This window comes from Microbacterium sp. 10L49, assembly GCF_056395125.1.
The window spans coordinates 255271-272049 of sequence record NZ_JBFTIW010000004.1; the positions used below are offsets into that span (position 1 = coordinate 255271).

Annotated in this window: 15 protein-coding genes; 6 read left to right on the plus strand and 9 right to left on the minus strand. The window is 70.9% G+C overall.

Features of this window, described 5'->3' with window-relative positions; translation table 11 throughout:
* Nucleotides 1-54 precede the first annotated feature (54 nt).
* Nucleotides 55-3813, plus strand: coding sequence for a TM0106 family RecB-like putative nuclease (locus tag AC1DCT_RS14265; RefSeq protein WP_477429970.1), 3759 nt, complete (start codon nucleotides 55-57; stop codon nucleotides 3811-3813).
* Nucleotides 3797-4570, plus strand: coding sequence for a GNAT family N-acetyltransferase (locus AC1DCT_RS14270; RefSeq protein ID WP_477429972.1), 774 nt, complete (start codon nucleotides 3797-3799; stop codon nucleotides 4568-4570). Before AC1DCT_RS14265 ends, AC1DCT_RS14270 begins: the two co-directional genes overlap by 17 nt.
* 9 nt (nucleotides 4571-4579) lie before the next feature.
* Here the strand turns inward: AC1DCT_RS14270 and upp are convergent, their stop codons facing one another.
* A complete protein-coding gene (upp, locus tag AC1DCT_RS14275) occupies nucleotides 4580-5212 on the minus strand; it encodes a uracil phosphoribosyltransferase (protein WP_440734876.1) in 633 nt (210 codons plus the stop codon).
* Between the two features lie 56 nt (nucleotides 5213-5268).
* Here upp and AC1DCT_RS14280 point away from each other — a divergent pair, with 56 nt between their 5' ends.
* On the plus strand, nucleotides 5269-5736 hold the full coding sequence (locus AC1DCT_RS14280) for a nucleoside deaminase (RefSeq protein ID WP_477429973.1): 468 nt from the start codon (nucleotides 5269-5271) through the stop codon (nucleotides 5734-5736).
* Nucleotides 5737-5769: 33 nt separating this feature from the next.
* On the opposite strand, the gene AC1DCT_RS14285 is transcribed toward AC1DCT_RS14280, so the two are convergent.
* Both AC1DCT_RS14285 and AC1DCT_RS14290 read right to left on the minus strand, forming a co-directional pair.
* Nucleotides 5770-6660: an alpha/beta hydrolase gene (locus AC1DCT_RS14285; RefSeq protein WP_477429975.1), complete on the minus strand. Its 891-nt coding sequence runs from the start codon at nucleotides 6658-6660 to the stop codon at nucleotides 5770-5772.
* Between the two features lie 15 nt (nucleotides 6661-6675).
* A complete protein-coding gene (locus AC1DCT_RS14290) occupies nucleotides 6676-7647 on the minus strand; it encodes a cation diffusion facilitator family transporter (RefSeq protein WP_440734879.1) in 972 nt (323 codons plus the stop codon).
* 107 nt (nucleotides 7648-7754) lie between these two features.
* Here AC1DCT_RS14290 and proC point away from each other — a divergent pair, with 107 nt between their 5' ends.
* Entirely contained in the window at nucleotides 7755-8591 is an 837-nt protein-coding gene (proC, locus tag AC1DCT_RS14295; RefSeq protein WP_477429977.1) for a pyrroline-5-carboxylate reductase, read from the plus strand.
* A 33-nt stretch (nucleotides 8592-8624) separates the two neighbouring features.
* Here the strand turns inward: proC and AC1DCT_RS14300 are convergent, their stop codons facing one another.
* The 4 genes from AC1DCT_RS14300 to AC1DCT_RS14315 form a co-directional block, all read right to left on the minus strand.
* A complete protein-coding gene (locus tag AC1DCT_RS14300; protein WP_477429979.1) occupies nucleotides 8625-10217 on the minus strand; it encodes a hypothetical protein in 1593 nt (530 codons plus the stop codon).
* Nucleotides 10199-10987: an ABC transporter ATP-binding protein gene (locus AC1DCT_RS14305; RefSeq protein WP_477429981.1), complete on the minus strand. Its 789-nt coding sequence runs from the start codon at nucleotides 10985-10987 to the stop codon at nucleotides 10199-10201. The genes AC1DCT_RS14300 and AC1DCT_RS14305 overlap by 19 nt, the downstream gene beginning before the upstream one ends.
* Nucleotides 10988-11181: 194 nt before the next feature.
* A complete protein-coding gene (locus tag AC1DCT_RS14310) occupies nucleotides 11182-11853 on the minus strand; it encodes a potassium channel family protein (protein ID WP_045272962.1) in 672 nt (223 codons plus the stop codon).
* A 100-nt stretch (nucleotides 11854-11953) separates the two neighbouring features.
* On the minus strand, nucleotides 11954-13384 hold the full coding sequence (locus AC1DCT_RS14315) for a TrkH family potassium uptake protein (RefSeq protein ID WP_441975654.1): 1431 nt from the start codon (nucleotides 13382-13384) through the stop codon (nucleotides 11954-11956).
* A gap of 76 nt (nucleotides 13385-13460) precedes the next feature.
* Here AC1DCT_RS14315 and AC1DCT_RS14320 point away from each other — a divergent pair, with 76 nt between their 5' ends.
* Nucleotides 13461-13883 carry an ArsR/SmtB family transcription factor gene (locus AC1DCT_RS14320; RefSeq protein WP_440734884.1) on the plus strand — a complete coding sequence of 141 codons (423 nt, stop codon included), beginning with the start codon at nucleotides 13461-13463 and terminating at the stop codon, nucleotides 13881-13883.
* Nucleotides 13884-13953: 70 nt separating this feature from the next.
* On the opposite strand, the gene AC1DCT_RS14325 is transcribed toward AC1DCT_RS14320, so the two are convergent.
* Nucleotides 13954-14784 carry an ABC transporter permease gene (locus tag AC1DCT_RS14325; protein WP_477230395.1) on the minus strand — a complete coding sequence of 277 codons (831 nt, stop codon included), beginning with the start codon at nucleotides 14782-14784 and terminating at the stop codon, nucleotides 13954-13956.
* Nucleotides 14781-15677 (minus strand): ATP-binding cassette domain-containing protein, encoded by an 897-nt coding sequence (locus tag AC1DCT_RS14330; protein WP_440734886.1) that lies wholly within the window; start codon nucleotides 15675-15677, stop codon nucleotides 14781-14783. The genes AC1DCT_RS14325 and AC1DCT_RS14330 overlap by 4 nt, the downstream gene beginning before the upstream one ends.
* Here AC1DCT_RS14330 and AC1DCT_RS14335 point away from each other — a divergent pair.
* Nucleotides 15664-16710 (plus strand): TetR/AcrR family transcriptional regulator, encoded by a 1047-nt coding sequence (locus AC1DCT_RS14335; protein WP_477429983.1) that lies wholly within the window; start codon nucleotides 15664-15666, stop codon nucleotides 16708-16710. The two genes, AC1DCT_RS14330 and AC1DCT_RS14335, sit on opposite strands and share 14 nt — an antisense overlap.
* The last annotated feature ends 69 nt before the right edge of the window (nucleotides 16711-16779 follow it).

The window sequence follows — 16779 nt, forward strand, 5'->3', positions numbered from 1 at the left end:
GTCTAGGGTCGAAGCGACGGCCCGATCGGTCGCCCCCGAACGACAGGAGCCCTCGTGCGCGTGATCACCGCTTCCGCATCCGATCAGAACGTCGGATCCGACCGGAAGCGCGTGATCTGGAGTGCCACGGATCTCAAGCTCGCGGCCGAGTGCGAGTTCGCCTGGGCGCGCGCGGTCGACGCCAAGCTCGGGAGAGTCGAGCCGGTCGAGGATCCGGAGGACGCGACGCTCGCCCGCGCCGCGGCGATGGGCGACGCGCACGAGCTCGTGGTGCTGGACGACTACATCGCGGAGCTCGGACGATCCGTCGACGGCGGGCCGGGCGTGATCGAGCTGCCCAAGGTGTCCTCGACCGATGCCGAGGCGCTGGCGGAGGTCGTCGCTGACACGCTGCGCGCGCTGCGGTCCGACGCGACGGTGATCTACCAGGCCGCGTTCTCCACGCCCGAGTTCGTCGGGTTCGCGGACTTCCTGCGGTGCGACCCCGATGGGCGGTGGCGCGTGCAGGACTCCAAGCTCGCCCGCACCGCGCGCGTGACGGCGCTCATGCAGCTGGCGGCATATGTCGATCAACTCGACCGCGTCGGCATCCCGCGTTCCGACGAAGTGGATCTGATCCTCGGCGACCGCAGCATCTCGACGCATGCGGTGAGCGATTTGCTGCCGCTGTTCCACGTGCGCCGTGCGCGCCTGCGCGCCCTCATCGCCGACCGCCGCATCGACGAGGGCGCGGCGGGTGCGCCGCTCGCCTGGGGCGACGACCGCGGAGATCTGCAGATCGTCGCCTGCGGGCGCTGCGCCACCTGCGAGCTCGAGGTGGTCGCCCACCGGGATCTGCTGCTCGTCGCGCGCATGCGCCCGGTGCAGCGGGCGCGACTCCGCGCCTCCGGCATCAGGACCATCGACGACCTTGCCGCGGCGGAGGATGCGCCGGAGGGCATGAACGTCGAGACGTTCCAGGCGCTCCGTGCGCAGGCCCGGCTGCAGCTCGCCGCGATGGCGGCCGAAGACGCCGGCGAGCCTGGACGGGACGGCGCACACCCCACGCCGCCGTTCGAGGTCGTCTCGGCGGCGGCGATCGGACTGATGCCGCGGCCCAGCCGCGGCGACCTGTTCTTCGATTTCGAGGGGGATCCGCTCTACACCGAGCCGGGCGAAGGGCAGGCTCGGGAGAACAAGCACTGGGGGCTCGACTACCTGTTCGGCTGGGTCGACGACGCCGAGCAGTACACCGCGCTGTGGGCGCACGACTTCGCGGCCGAGAGGCAGGCGCTGCAGGACTTCCTGGACTTCGTGAAGGCGCGCAGGGCGGCGCACCCCGATATGCACATCTACCACTACGCCCCCTACGAGACCTCGCATCTGCAGAACATGGCGGAGCGCTACGGCGTGGGCGAGGCCGACGTCGACCGGCTGCTCCGGGAGGGCGTGTTCGTCGACCTGTATCCGCTGGTGCTGCGGACGGTGCGCATCGGATCGCGGTCGTACTCGATCAAGAAGCTCGAGCCGCTTTACATGGGGGCCGAGGTGCGCACGAGCGACGTGCAGAAGGGCGACGACTCGATCGTCCAGTACGTGCAGGCGCGGGGGCTCGCCGCCTCGGGCCGCACCGCCGAGGCCGAGGGGATCCTCGCCGACCTCGCCGATTACAACCGCTACGACTGCGTCTCGACGAGGCGGCTGCGCAACTGGCTCGTCGGCCTCGCGCGCGAGGCGGGCGTGCTGCCGGCTCCGCCGGACGAGCCCGAGACGCGCGCCTACGAACCCGCGCCGCTGTCGCTCGCCCTGCAGGCCGAGGGGCAGCGTGAGCAGGATGAGGCTCGGGGCGCGGGCGCGACGGGCGCTGCACTCGAGCAGGCCGGTCAGTTCCATCGAGTCGCGGCGGCCGCGATCGATTATTTCCCGCGCGAGGCGAAGAGCTTCTGGATCTCGCACTTCCAGCGCCTGCGCGAACCGGTGACGCTGTGGGAGTCGACGCGCGATGTGCTGCGGGTGGACCCGGATCGCTCGGCCGTCGCGCAGGACTGGGGCATGGAGGAAGGCGCCCGCGCCGTCACGCGTCTCGTCGACCTGCACGGTGAGGTCGCGCCCGGCAGCACTCTGAATGTCGGCGGCAGTCCGTTCGCGCTCTACGAGGCTCCCGCGCCGTTCTTCGGTGAGTTCCCCGCGCGTGTGATCCACGTGCCGCACGAGGTGGAGATCGTCGAGGTGCTCGACGACGGCTACCGCATCCGCGAGCGCTCGATCGGCGGGCAGACCTGGGACGAGCTGCCGCTCGCCCTCACCCCTGCCTCGCCACCCCGAGTGAAGTCCCTGCAGGGAGCGATCGAGGAATGGGCCGGATCCGTGCTGTCGGCGGCCCCCGCGTTCCCGCAGGATGCGGCGACCGACGTGCTGCGCCGTGTGGTGCCGCGGACTGTCTCGGGCGAGCCGCTCCCGGTCCTGGAGCCGCGGCCGGACGGGCATCCCGGCGGGAACGCCGACACCGCGGACAGCGCCACGTCACCGGATGATCGTCTGCCGGAGGCTGCTGACGCGATCGCGCGAGGTGTGCTCGACCTGGACCGCAGCTACCTCGCTGTCCAGGGCCCTCCCGGCACCGGCAAGACGTATACCGCCTCGCACGTCATCGCCCGGCTCGTGAACGAGCACGGCTACCGCATCGGCGTGGTCGCGCAATCGCACGCGATCGTGGAGAACCTGCTCGAACGGGTGGTGGCTGCCGGGGTTCCGGCCGCCCAGGTGGCGAAGGCGCCGAAGGATCCGCACGGGTCGGAGCCCGTCTTCACCGCGATCCGCAAGGACGGCATGGCCGCGTATCTCGCCGAGCAGCGCGCCGCGGGCCTCGGCTGCGTGGTGGGCGGCACGGCCTGGGACTTCTCCAGCACCAGGCGTGTGCAGCGCGGCGAGCTCGATCTGCTCGTGATCGACGAGGCGGGGCAGTTCTCGCTCGCCTCCACGATCGCCGTGGCGGTGGCCGCGCAGCGGCTGCTGTTGCTCGGGGATCCGCAGCAGTTGCCGCAGGTGAGCCAGGGCACGCACCCCGAGCCCGTCGACACCTCGGCTCTGGGCTGGGTCATGCACGACAAGGCGGTCATCGACCCCGCGCACGGAGCGTTCCTCGCCCGGACCTGGCGGATGCATCCGGAGGTCGCCGCCCCGGTCTCGCAGCTCGCCTACGCGGGCGCGCTGGCGTCGGCGTCCGGCACGGAGCGCCGCGTGATCGACGGTATCGAGCCAGGGTTGCACGTGCGGCCGATCCGGCATCGCGGCAACGCCACGCAGTCGCCCGAGGAGGCCGCGGAGGTCGTCCGCATCGTGCGCGCCCTGATCGGGCGGGACTACACCGACGGCATGGCGCGCGCACTGCCGCGCCCGCTCGAGCAGGCCGACATCATCGTCGTCGCGCCGTACAACGCCCAGAAGCAGCTGATCCTCGACGCGCTCGCGGATGCCGGCCTCGAGGAGGTCGCGGTGGGCACTGTCGACAACTTCCAGGGCAGGGAGGCGGTGGTCTCGATCACGTCGCTGGCCGCATCGAGCGGACGCGATGCCCCGCGCGGGCCGGAGTTCCTGCTGCTGCAGAACCGGTTGAACGTCGCGATCTCGCGGGCCAAGGTCGCCGCCTACCTGGTCCACTCGCCGGCCCTGCTGGACGACCTGCCCTGGACGCCCGAGGGCGTCGCCCGGCTCAGCGCGTTCGCGCACCTCGTCGGCGCCGATCAGGACGCAGAGGCACAGGGCGATGAGCACGATGTCGCCGGCGATGCGCTCGTCGCGGCGGGATCCTCCCGGGATGCCGATGCATTCTGAGACCGAGATCGCCCGCGCCTCGGCAGCCTGGGTGTGGTTCCCGCGTGGGAGCGAGCAGGAGAAGTCCGCTCTGCAGCTGGTCCGCTACCCGGCCCGGTTCGGCGGCGGTGTGCGCGCTTCGCAGGTCGCATCCGACCTCGACGCACCGTCGGTGCTGGACCACGCGATCGCACGCACCCGGGCGTGGGACGAGGACCGGTTGACGTTCTGGACGAACGCCGCCGACCGTCCCGACCTCGAGGACGAGTTGCGACGGCGCGGAGCCGTGCACGACGACACCGTGACCGTGTTCGCGCGCCCGATCCCGGGCGATCCGATCGCAGTGCCGGTCGGCGTCGAGGTCGCTGCGGTGCGCACCGTGCTCGACGTTCGAGATGTCGACACTGTCAACGTCCCTGTCTGGGGCCAGGAGCCGCTGAGCGAGGCCGGCCTGCGTACCGAGGTCGCCGAGGTGACGGCCGAGCTCGAAGCTCGCACGGGGGCCCGCGCACTGGCCCGCATCGACGGGCGCCCCATCAGCACGGGCGGCTGCACCGTCGTCGACGGCTTCCTCCGTCTCTGGGGCGCGGCGACGCTGCCCGAGTTCCGCGGGCGCGGCGCCTACCGGGCGGTGCTCGCCGAGCGGTTGCGCATCGGTGCCGAGTTCGGGGCGACCACGGCGCTCGTCAAGGGGCGCGTCGAGACCTCGGCGCCGATCCTCGCGCGCTGCGGGTTCATGGCCTACGGCGAGGATCGCTGCTACGTGCTGGCCGTGTGATCGCCGGTCTCAGACCGTGCCGTACAGGCGGTCGCCCGCGTCGCCGAGGCCGGGCACGATGTACCCCTTCTCGTTCAGACGCTCATCGAGGGCGCCGAGCACCAGGGTGACGTTGCGGTCGCCCACGAGTGCTTCGATCGCCGCCACACCCTCGGGCGTGCCGAGCAGGCAGATCGCGGTGACGTCGTCCGCACCGCGATCGAACAGGAACTGGATCGCGGCGGCGAGGGATCCGCCGGTCGCGAGCATCGGGTCGATCGCGAAGCACTGGCGTCCGCTGAGGTCATCCGGCAGGCGCTCGGCGTAGGTCGTCGGCTCGAAGGTCTCCTCGTCGCGGACCATGCCGAGGAAGCCGACCTCGGCGGTCGGAAGCAACTTGACGAGGCCCTCGAGCATGCCGAGACCGGCGCGCAGGATCGGGACCACGATCGGCCGCGGCTCCGAGATCTTCACGCCCATCGTCGTGGTGACCGGAGTCGTGATCTCGATCGGGCTCACCCGCACGTTGCGCGTCGCCTCGTAGGCGAGCAGCGTCACGAGCTCCTCGGTGAGCTGGCGGAACACCGGCGACGGCGTGCGCGCGTCGCGCAGCACCGACAGCTTGTGGGTGATGAGGGGGTGGTCGGCCACGTGAACGCGCATAGAGACAGCGTATCCGGTGAGGGGCATGCGGCTAGGCTCGACCGTCGGGAGGACCGGTGAGCGCAGCACGACCCGTCACGGACGACACGGCGATGGAGCGCGCCCTCGCCCTCGCCGCCGCAGCCGCAGCCGCGGACGAGATCCCGGTCGGCGCCGTCGTGCTCGACCCGGAGGGCCGGCCCATCGGGGAGGGGCGCAACAACCGTGAGGAGACGACGGATCCGACCGGCCATGCCGAGATCGTCGCCCTGCGCGCGGCCGCCGCCGCACACGGGTCCTGGAATCTCACCGGCTGCACGCTCGTCGTCACGATGGAGCCGTGCGTGATGTGCGCCGGCGCCATCCTGCAGTCCCGGCTCGCCCGCGTGGTGTTCGGCGCCTGGGATGAGAAGGCGGGGGCCGCCGGTTCGCTCTACGACGTGCTGCGCGACCGCCGGCTGCCGTACCGGGCCGAGGTCATCGGCGGCGTCCGTGAGAACGAGGCTGTGGAGCAGCTGCGCGCGTTCTTCGCAGAGCGGCGCTGACCCCGGCGCACGAGACCGTCGCGAGGTTCCGGATCAGGCCTTGGGGCGTCGCGACGCCAGCCGGGCCAGGCGCTGCACGGCGAACAGATACGCCTGCGCACGCGGGTCGAAGTAGCCGCGGTGCCGCTCGCCGTGCTCGTCGACCTCGGTCTGCGAGGCATGCCCGTCGGTGGACTCGCCCTGCTCGCCACCTGACCCGGGGATGGGGCCGCCATCGGAGGAGTAGACGATCGCGCCCTCGATGTCGCGGGGGTCGACCGGATGCGCGCCGAGCCGTCCGAGGGGCGCGGTCGCGTCGCTCGAGGCCTCCGTCGCGTAGAACGAGAAGGAGCGCTTCGAGATCGCCTCGGCCACTGCATCCGCGGCCATGTGCGTCATACCGGCCGAGGCGATCGAGAACGCCATGGATACGGGGCCCGCGCCGTCCAAGAGCACCAGCTCGCCGAAAAGCGTCGACGAGTACGAGTATGCGAGCAGTGCGATGTGCGCCTGCGGATGGCCGTGCCGCATCCGCACCAGATCGCCGGCCAACCGCGCCGCCCCCACGGTCGCGTGCTTCGTCGCGAGCGCGGACAGGTGGGTGCCGGAGTCGTAGCCGAACCAGGCGACGGTCGCGATCCGGGCGGTCCCCCCGCGCAGCGTGCTCGCGCGGATCGTGTCGGCGCACAGCCGCTGGGCGATGCCCGCCCAGCCCGCGAACGCGGCGAGATCCGTGTCGATCCCGTGCAGCACGACCACGATCAGCTCCGCCGCGTCGACGTCGCCGAACGCCACGGCGGCGCGGGGCTCCTCGCCCTCGAAGAACAGCGAGATCAGGCGAGCCTGCGGATCCTCGCGCAGCACATCCTGCACATGCTGCAGCTTCTGCCGCGCGTCCGCGGAGACCGTGGGGTCGGCGAGTGCGGCCGCGAGCGGGTCGACCACGACGGATCCGCCCGGTCAGTCGGCCGAACGCAGCACGAACGCGTCGGTGGAGGGGGAGGGGTCTTGAGCCGGCCGGTAGATGTCGGGCTCGAGATAGATCACCCGTGCGGCCGGAACCGCCTCGCGGATGCGCGCCTCGATCGTGTCGATGTCGTCGGCCGCGGCCCGCACGGTCTTGTCCGAGGTCAGGGCGATCTTCGCGGCGACGAGCAACTCGTCGGGGCCGAGGTAGAGGGTCTTGATGTGGATGAGCTTCTCGACCTCGTCGCCCGCGTGGATCGCATCGACGATGCGGTCGAAGTCGGCTTCGTTGGCCCCTTCGCCGACGAGCAGGCTCTTGGTCTCGATGCCCAGGACGATCGCGATGAGCACGAGCAGGAGGCCGATCATCAGGGTGCCGAGAGCATCGAAGACCGGATTGTGCGTGAGGAGGGTGAGCCCCACGCCGAGCAGGGCGAAGAGCAGACCCGCGAGCGCGCCGGTGTCCTCGAGCAGCACGACGGGCAGCTCGGGGGCCTTCGCGCGCCGGATGAACGAGATCCACGACTGCCCCTTCGGACGCACGTGGTTGCTCTCCTTGATCGCGGTGCGCAGCGAGAACGACTCCAGCACGATCGACACGATCAGCACGGCGAGCGGCAGCCACCACCAGGTCTTGTCGAGTTCGTGCGGTTCGATGAGCTTCTGCACGCCCTCGTAGATCGCGAACACGCCGCCGACGGAGAAGAGGATGATCGACACCACGAACGCGGACACGTAGCGCTCGCGGCCGTATCCGAACGGGTGCTCGCGATCCGCGCGGCGCTGCGCCTTGCGGCCACCGAGCATCAGCAGCAGCTGGTTGCCGGAGTCGGCGACGGAGTGGATGGCCTCCGCGAGCATCGAGGCGGATCCGGAGAGCAGCCACGCCACGAGCTTCGCGAGAGCGATGCCCATGTTCGCGAGGAACGCCGCCAGGATCGCCTTGCCACCACCGGATGCACTCATGCCACGAGTCTATGCGCGGCGGCGGGACGCATGACGGCCCGACCGGCATCGGCAGCGGGCGGACGCCGGCCCTGCCACCGCACGGAGCGGGCTCGTAGGATGGCGGCATGGTCGATGCCCTTCCCTCTGTCGCGTTCCTCGGTGCCGGTTCGATGGGAGGCGCGATCCTGCGCGGCCTCGTCGCCAGCGGGATCCCCGTCGACGGCGGCATCACCGCCACCAATCGGACCTCGGTGCGCGCGGCCGAGCTCGAAGGTCTGCAGGGTGTGCGCTCGATCGCGCTGGAGCAGGAGCCCTCCGGCAATGACGTGGCAGCGGGCGCGCGGATCGTGGTGGTGGGCGTCAAGCCGGCCATGGTGCCCGACCTGCTCGACGAGATCGCTCCGCATCTGCGGGAGGACGCGATCGTCGTGAGCATCGCGGCCGGCGTCACCCTGGCGACCTTCGCCGCGCATCTGCCGGCCGGCACGAGCGTGCTCCGGTCCATGCCGAACACACCGGCCACCGTGGGCCGCGCGGTCACCGGTCTCGCCGCGGCTCCCGGCGTCACCGACGAGGAGCGCGCCCTCGTGCGCCGGCTGTTCGAGACGGTCGGATCCGTGATCGAGGTCGCGGAGGAGCAGATCGACCCGCTCTCCACGATCTCCGGATCCGGTCCCGCCTACGTCTTCCTGCTCATCGAGGAGTTCACGAAGGCCGCGATCGGCAAGGGCTTCGCCGAGCCCGAGGCGAGACTGATGGCCGAGCAGACCTTCATCGGCGCGACCGCGCTGCTGGAGGCGTCGGGCGAGGATCCTGCAGAGCTGCGCCGACGCGTGACGAGCCCCAAGGGCACCACCGAGCGCGCCATCGCCGTGCTGCAGGACGCCGCTCTGGACGGCCTGTTCGCCCGCGCCACCGACGCCGCGCTCGCGCGGGCACGCGAACTCGCCGCCGGGGCCTGACGCAGAGGGCCCGATGTACCGGGCCCTCCGTCCTCACGCCTCGCTGGCGACCTCGGCGAGCACCTCGGGCCAGCGCCGCTCCAGGATCCGTCCGCCCAGCACCGCGCCGCCCCACATGGCGAGGCCGCCGCACACCAGGCCGAATGCGAGGCTCAGCCAGCCGAGCCACGGCGTCCAGATCGCGGCGATCGCAAGGCCGAACGCCGGCCCTCCTATCGCCAGGCTCAGCGGCGTGATGATCATCATCGCGACCATCGACTGCACCCCGCCGGAGGATCCGCGTCCGAACGGATTCGCCTCAGGGGCGGGTGCGCGGCCGGGCAGGAATGCGCCCACCCACACCCCGAGGCCGGCCGCCGCCGTGCCAAGGCCCAGGGCTGCGCCCAGGCTGGCCGGGATGAGGTCCATCCGCCCCGCGAGCATGCTCGCCGCGACGCACAGCACGATCGTCACGGGCACCGCGATGATCCCGAACCCGAGCAGACGGCCCGCGCGATCCGCCCGTCCCGGCACGCCGCTGTGGATATGCAGGGCGATCGCGTCGTTGTCGTAGGCGATGCCGAGCTGCAGGATCGTGCCGATCAGCAGCGCATTGATCGCCGGGATGAGGATCGCGGCGGGGCCCAGCGCGAATGAGCCCTCCCCGCGTCCGTTCATCAGAGTCATCCCGATCAGGAGCGCGGGCAGCAGCACCATCATCACGGTGTTGATGACCTGGCGCGGATCGCGCGTGGCATAGCGCAGGGTGCGGGCCGCGATCGCTCCGATCGGGGAGGCGGGGAGTACGCGATCGAGCAGTCCGCCCGAGCGCACGCGGCCGCCGCTGCGGCTCTGGATCGGCGCGACCAGGCGTGCGGCGAGCAGCCCGCGCGCGGCGAACCACAGGGCCGCGGCCGTCGCGAGGGCGATGAGCAGCCGAATGCCCGCCGCGAGCAGATCGCCCTGGGCGAGCGCGGCGGAGACGCCGAATACGGCGCCCAGCGGCGTCCATCCGGCGGCGTCGGCGATCGCGGGCAGGACCGCTGAGGGGTCCGAGAGCCGGGCGAAAGCGCGCACGAGCACGTTGATCAGCAGGCCGGAGCAGGCGACGAGCAGCACGCCGAGCGTGATCACCAGGTCGCGCGTCCGCCGTCCGGCCAGCCACCCGGCGAGCACGCCGCTGACCACCCTGGCGCCGAGCACGCACGTCGCGAGCGCGAGCGGGATCAGCACCACGGCGGCCACGAGCGCGAGCGGGCTCACCGACCACCCGACGAGCATGAGCAGCAGCGCCACGGTCGTGCCGATGCCGCCGATCGTGGTGGCGCCCGCGACGACGAGCCCCGGCAGCAGCGATCGTGCCGTGACCGGCAGCAGGGCGAAGCGTTCGGGGGCGAGTGAGTCGTCGACGCTCACCACGATCGAGCCGATCCACCACACGAGCACGATGCCGGAGCCGACGACGACCAGCGTGCGCACGGCCGCATCGGGCGCCGCGATCCGCAGCGCCACAAGACCCGCCGCGAGGGCGGCGAGAAGGCCGAGGGCGATCATCCCCGAGATGATCAGGGACACGATCATCCACGGGTTGCGCCCGAGCTGATGGCCGAGCTGGCGCCAGCGCAGGCCTACGAGGAGCGCAACCATGCGAGCGTCTCCGATCCGAGTTCGTGCGCGCCGACCAGGGAGAGGAAGCGTTGCTGCAGCGTCTCGCCCGCGCGCACCTCGTCGAGGGTGCCGTTCGCGAGAAGGCGCCCATCGGCGACGATCGCGACCCGATCGCACAGGGACTCGACGAGCTCCATGACGTGGCTGGACAGCACGACCGTGCCGCCGCCGTCGACGAACGCCCGAAGGATCTGCCGGATCGTCTCGCCCGAGACGGGATCGACCGCCTCGAGCGGTTCGTCCAGGATGAGCAGGCGCGGCGCGTGGATGAGCGCGCACGCAAGGCCGATCTTCTTGCGCATGCCCGCGGAGTAGTCCACGACCAGCGTGCTGCCGGCGTCGGCGAGCCCCAGCGCGTCCAGCAGCTCGCCGGTCCGGGCGACGACCTCGGCCTCGGTCATGACGCGCAGCAGACCGGTGTAGCGCAGCAGCTCGGCGCCGGTGAGGCGATCGAGCATCCGCACGCCGTCTGGCAGCACCCCCATGCGGCCCTTGGCGGCGGCGGGATCCCGCCAGACGTCCGCACCGAGCACCTGGGCGGAGCCGGCATCGGGGCGCAGCAGCCCCGTGGTCATCGCGAGGGTCGTTGTCTTGCCGGCGCCGTTGGGGCCGAGGAGGCCGAGCATGGATCCGGCGGGGACATCGAGCCAGAGGTCGTCGACAGCGACCTTCTGTCCGAACTGCTTGCGAAGGCCCTGCAGCGAGAGCACCGGCGGCGCGGCGGCGAAGGGCGCTGTGAAGTCGGTCATGTCTCCATCCGACCACGCGCCGGCGCGGTCGGCATCCCCCTCGCGACGGACATGCCGTGACCGCGAAACCGATTCTGCGTGCCGAGACAGCAGATCAGAACGTCGGTCTCGGGACGAGGGTTCGGTCTCGCGGTCACGCCGGGCACGCCGGGCGCCACGTACCGACGGAGGTGCCGGCCCGGTGCCGCGCAGGCTCAGCGATCCAGCGAGGAGAACCGCTCGATGTCGCTGTTCGTGCCCGACACGATGATGAGGTCGTGGTTGGTGACGACGGTGTCGGCCTCGGCGTAGCGGAACGGCTTGCCGGGGCTCTTCACGCCGACCACGGTCACGTTGTACTTGCTGCGCACACCGGACTGGTTCAGGCCCACGCCGCGGATGAACTTCGGCGGATACATCTTGGCCAGCACGAAGTCGTCGTCGAACCGGATGAAGTCGAGCATGCGGCCCGACACGAGGTGCGCGACGCGCTCCCCGGCCTCGCGCTCGGGGTAGACGACGTGGTTCGCCCCCACTCTGGCGAGGATCTTGCCGTGCGACTGCGACACCGCTTTCGCCCAGATCTGCGGCACCTTGAGGTCGACGAGGTTCGCGGTGATGAGCACCGAGGCCTCGATCGAGGATCCGACGGCGACGACGGCGACCTGGAAGTCCTGGGCGCCGATCTGGCGCAGCGCGTCGATGTTGCGGGTGTCGGCCTGCGCGGCGTGCGTGACCCGCTCCGACCACTTCTGCACCAGCTCGAGGTTGGTGTCGATCGCGAGCACTTCCCGGTCGAGGCGGTCCAGTTCGCCGGCGCAGGCGGCGCCGAAGCGGCCCAGGCCGATCACGAGCACCGGAGCGTCGTTGCGCAGCACTTCAACCATGTCGCCCACTTTACTGTCCGCCGCTGGGGCGTTCCGCGTCAGCCGAATCGGGGGAGGACGTAACGCCCCTCGCGACTCCGCCGACCGCGGCTGCTGCGGGTCAGCCGACGATCGGCCGCTCCACGGGCAGCGAGTACAACTGATTGCGCGACGTCGCGGCCACCGCGGCCGCGAGGGTCACCGTGCCGACGCGTCCCATGAAGATCGTCGCGGCGAGGATGTACGTCGCCGCATCCGGCAGCCTCTCGGTGACGCCCGTCGACAGGCCCACGGTGCCGAAGGCCGAGACCACGTCGAAGAGCACCTCCTCCACGGGGTACTTCGTGATCTGGCTGATGGCGATCGTGGACAGCGCGACCGTCGTGGCCCCCCAGGCCACCACGCTGAGGGCGACGCGCTGCACGTCCGAAGGGATCCGGCGCCCGAACGCCTGCACCGAAGGACGTCCCTTGGCCTCGCTGATCACGGCAAGGGCGAGCACGGCGAGCGTGGTGACCTTGATGCCGCCGGCCGTGGACGCGGAGCCGCCGCCGACGAACATGAGCATCGAGGCGGCGAGCATCGAGGATCCATTCAGATCCCCCATGTTCACCACGCTGAAGCCGCCCGAACGCGTCATCGCGGACAGGAAGAACGCCTGGAACGTGGTGTCGCCGGCATCCATGGATCCGAAGGTCTTCGGATTGTCGAACTCGAGCAGCAGGAACACGGCGGCGCCGACCACGAACAGCACGATCGTGGTGAGCATGGTCAGCTTCGCGTGCAGCGACCAGCGCCGCACGTGCCAGCGCTGCCGGGTGAGCGTGTAGATCACCGGGAAGCCGAGGCTGCCCAGGAATACGCCGAGCATGAGCACGCTGAGCACGTAGTAGTTCTGCGCGAACGGCTCGAGCCCCCCGGGGTTCGGGGTGAATCCGGTGTTCGTGAACGCCATCGCCGCGTAGAACGGCGCCTCCCACAGGGCGTTGACCGGATGCACCCCCGCGGTCAGCAGCGCGGGGTAGAGCAGCACCATGAGCCCGGCCTCGATCGTGAACGCCGAGATCGCCACGGTGCGCAGCAGGGATCCGACCTCGCCGAGGCGCACGGTCTGGCTCTCGTTCACGGGGCCGCCGTGCGCTCGCATCGGGTTGGTGTCGCCCGCCGCGATGAGCTTGGCGCGCAGCCCCAGCCGCTTCGAGATCGCCAGGCCCATCACGCTGGCAAGGGTCAGCACGCCGAGGCCGCCGATGTTGACACCCACGAAGATCACGCCGAGCCCGAAGCCCGACCAGTGCGTGGACATGTCGACGGTGGACAGGCCGGTGACGCAGATCGTGGAGACCGCCGTGAACAGCGCGTCCGCGAGCGGCGTCACCGTGCGGTCGGCGCTCGCGATCGGCAGCGACAGCAGCGCCGTGGTGATCAGGATGAGCGCCGAGAACACGACGATCGCGAACCGAGAGGGCGATGAGGTCGTCAGGGTCTTGCCGAGACGGACGGTCCGTCGGGCGATCTCGGAGAAGGATCGCGGGGCAGCGGTGCGCGCCATGGTCGAGCCCCTCCGATCCTCCGTCCGCCAAGCCTTCGTCATGGTACTCCGCCCTCGGCGCGGCTACTGTGAAGGCATGACCGACATCTTCGACGTGATCGCCGACGGCACGAGACGGGACATCCTGCAACTCCTGCGCCAGCGGTCAGAGGACGGGGACGCCGGTACCAGCGTGACGCAGATCGTCAGCGAGCTGGGCATCAGTCAGCCCACCGTCTCGAAGCACCTCAAGGTGCTGCGCGAGGCCGAGCTGGTCACCGTGCGCGAAGACGGACAGCGCCGCTTCTACAGCATCGAGGCCGCGCCTCTGGAAGAGGTCGACGACTGGCTCGTCCCGTTCCTCGCCGACGCGTACGGGGACTCCGCGCCCGACATCTCCGGGCTCATCGGGGTCCCGCCCCTGCCCGACGGCGCCGCGCACGCGGCCGAGGTGGTCGGTCGCGCCGCGGCATCCGCCAAGCACGTCGTGCAGACCGCGCTCAAGCGGCTCGGAGCCTGACGCGCGCGACGCCCGGATCCGGGCGGATCCGGGCGTCGCGTCGATCCTGCGAGGGTGAGCGAGCAGCTGCTCAGCGCCGCGCCTTGCCGAACAGCCAGCGACCCCACAGCACGGAGATCAGGAGGATCGCGGCGCACCAGCCCAGTGCCCAGTACGGCTGGGCGTGCAGGGGCGTGCCCATGAGCAGGCCGCGGATCGTCTCGATGATCGGCGTGATGGGCTGGTTCTCCGCCACCCACTGCAGCCAGGTCGGCATCGTGTCCACCGGCACGAACGCGCTGGACAGGTACGGCACGAACATCAGGATGAACCCGTATCCCGCGGCGGCTTCAGGGCTGCCCGCGGCGAGGCCGATGGCGGCGTAGAGATACGTGATCACGAGGATGTAGACCGCGATCACGCCGAACGCGGCGATCCACTGCAGAACACCCGCGCTCGGGCGGAAGCCGAGCAGCAGCGCGACACCGAACACGACGGCGGTCGACACCAGGTTGCGCGCCAGGCTCGCGATCACGTGGCCGGTGAGCACCGATCCCGGTCGCAGCGGCATGGTGCGGATCCGGTCGATGATCCCGGTGGACATGTCGCGCGACACGTATGTCGCCGTCGACGCGGCGCCGAAGCCGGCGCACAGCAGGATGATGCCGGGCACGACATAGTCGACGTAGCTGCCGTCGTCCTCGATCGCCCCGCCGAAGACGAAGGTGAACAGCAGCATGAGCGTGACCGGCAGCATGATCGACATCGACAGGGTCTCGCCGTCGCGCAGCGACAGGATGAGGCTGCGGCGGACGAACACGCGCTCGGCGGCGAAGCCGCGCAGGCGCGGGCGGATCCCCGACGCGGGCGACGGGACCGGATCCAGCGGGCGCGGGGCGACAGGGGCGGACAGAGCGGTCATGCGAACTCCCGGATGGTCGTGCGGTCGGCGTCGCCGGTCGCGGTCAAGGTGAGGAAGACATCGTCGAGCGTGGGGCGGCGCAGCTGAACGCGTGCCGTCGGATGCGCGGCCTCGAGCTCGTCCAGCGCGCGGCGGATACCGTCGATCGATCCGTCGGTCGCGATCTCCGCGAGCGAGGCCCCGTCGGCGCCCTCCGCGACGAGCACGTCGCTGCCGAACTGCGCCTTCAACGCCGACGCGGTGCCGGTGCGGACGATGCGCCCCTCGTGCAGGACCGCGATGCGATCCGCCAGCTGGTCGGCCTCCTCGAGGTACTGGGTGGTGAGGAAGACGGTGGTGCCCGCGTCGGCGAGACCCCGGATGACCGCCCAGAGGTCCAGGCGACTGCGCGGATCCACGCCGGTCGTGGGCTCATCGAGGAAGAGCACCTGCGGGGTGACGACGAAGCTGAGCGCGAGATCGAGCCGGCGCCGCATGCCGCCGGAGTACGTGGAGACCTTGCGCCCCGCCGCTTCGGTGAGGGCGAACTGCGCGAGCAGCTCGTCCGCACGGCGGCGGGCGGCACGCGGGCTCAGCCCGGAGAGCCGACTCAGCATCACGAGGTTCTCCACGCCGGTGAGCGCGTCGTCGACCGCGGCGGACTGCCCCGTGAGGGAGATGCGCTGCCGCACGCCCTCGGGGTCGCGCCGCACGTCGCACCCGGCGACGACGGCGGTGCCGGCGTCGGCACGGGTGAGCGTGGTGAGGATCGAGATGGTGGTGGTCTTGCCGGCGCCGTTGGAACCGAGCAGGGCGACGATCTCGCCCTGCTCTGCGGTGAGGTCGACGCCGCGCAGCACGGGGGTGCCGCGGTACTGCTTGGTGAGTCCTGCGACTTCGATGGCCGTGGTCATCGCCGTTCCTTTCTGTGTACGGATGAAACTGTTTATGACCATAACACACTGTTTACATCGTAAACAGTCCTATTCTGGATTCATGACCGAAGAGCCGGATCCCGTCGACCTGCCCGATCTGCCGCGCGGCATCGCACTGGCCTGGGGTATGGCGGCCAGTCCGCAACGCGGGCCGAAGCGCGAGATGAGCGTGGAGCGCATCGTCGAAGAGGCGGTCGCGCTCGCCGACCGCGACGGGCTCGGGGCCGTGTCGATGGCGGCCGTCGCCAAGGCGCTCGGATTCACGCCGATGTCGCTCTACCGCTATGTCACCGCGAAGGACGACCTCCTGCTGCTCATGCAGGAGGAGGCGTCGGGACTCCCGCCGCTCCCGGAGCCCGGTGAAGTCGATCCGGGCTGGCGGGAGGAGGCGGAGCGGCTCTACCGCGCGCATCTCGACGTCTACCTGCGGCATCCCTGGCTGCTCAGCCTGCCGATCAGCGGTACCCCGGTCACGCCGGGGACCGCCGCCTGGATGGACGCGTACCTTGCGGCCTTCGCAGAGACGCCGCTCGATCAGGATGAGCGGATGGGTGCGATGCTCGCCATCATGGGACAGGCTCGGTGGTTCGGCACGGTGGCGGCAGGCTATGCGGAGGCCGCGCGCTCGAGCGGGCGGACGCTCGAGGAGGTCGGTGCGCAGGAGGCGGCCCTGTTCCGGGCGCTGATCGACGCGGACGCCTATCCGCACACGCGCGCCGCGCTGGACGAGGGGGCGATCGACGGCGACCGGGACCCGATGCTGTTCGGCATCGAACGCGTCCTGGACGGGATCGCCGCCCATATCGATCGTCTCGCCGCCGCGCGGCCGGACGGCGCTCGGACTTCTCCCGTCTTCGTCCCGGAAGACCCCGCGCTCGCCGCAGACAAGCGCGTGCGTGCGGCGGTGAAGAGCGTGCGCGAGGCCGAGAAGGCGTTGCGGGCGGCGCAGAAGAACGAGCGCCAGGTGCGCAAGGACGCCGCGGAGCGCATCGCGAGATCGGCCGCGGTCTGAGCGTCCTCTGTCACAGCGTTCACATGGGTTTACACGTGTCGCCAGCAGCCCCTACAGTTGTCGCAACCC